This is a genomic window from Ferrovum sp. (assembly GCF_027317285.1).
In the GTDB taxonomy this organism is placed as follows: domain Bacteria; phylum Pseudomonadota; class Gammaproteobacteria; order Burkholderiales; family Ferrovaceae; genus Ferrovum.
Genome location: NZ_DAHVHV010000171.1, coordinates 1 through 518 on the forward strand (window position 1 = coordinate 1; position 518 = coordinate 518).

Consider the following 518-nt stretch of genomic DNA (forward strand, 5'->3'; position numbering starts at 1 on the left):
TGAGGCCAGATCTTTGGCATAGTCTGCCGCCTCGGATAATCGAATTGACTCATAAAACTTCGCTTTTAGGCGAAAACTATTGATATCTTCCAACAATAACGCTCTTATCTCATCCTTGCTCATCGGGAAACTCCTTGTGTGAGGTTTAACCGGGATCTTGCCTGCATTTTCTTCGTTAACTTTCTTCATCCAGCATCGTTTCATTTCTTTTGTCAGTATTCATTATCCCAAAATATCCGGACGGCTCAGGGAGGCGCTTTTAACCCTGATGACGTGGTCTCTGAAGATTTGTTCGTTGTTTCTTGGGGAACTTCTTTCGGAGTATCTTTCTCGTCCGTTTTCGGGGTGTCCTTTTCGTTTTTTTCGTCTGTTCTGCGTTCTCCAGTGGTGGCTACAAAAACAATGGATCCCAGAAAAAGTAGGCCTATGATCGTTTCAAGCATAAAATATTGGATCCTTCATATATTTTTTGATTGTGCGAACCTTCAAGTTATTTTCATACTCCAAAGTTTGAGGAG

2 protein-coding genes are annotated in these 518 nt (G+C 41.7%); both read right to left on the bottom strand.

Annotated features, from left to right (window positions below; genetic code table 11):
* Positions 1-189 (bottom strand): hypothetical protein (locus M6F29_RS12155; RefSeq protein WP_298160317.1); only part of this gene is annotated, 189 nt, incomplete at its 3' end.
* A 56-nt stretch (positions 190-245) separates the two neighbouring features.
* Positions 246-443, bottom strand: coding sequence for a hypothetical protein (locus M6F29_RS12160; RefSeq protein ID WP_298160319.1), 198 nt, complete (start codon positions 441-443; stop codon positions 246-248).
* Between the last annotated feature and the right edge of the window lie 75 nt (positions 444-518).

What these genes read in the sequence shown, in the direction of transcription:
- M6F29_RS12160 (WP_298160319.1), bottom strand. Translation starts at nt 443, where the DNA reads ATGCTTGAAACGATCATAGGCCTACTTTTTCTGGGATCCATTGTTTTT.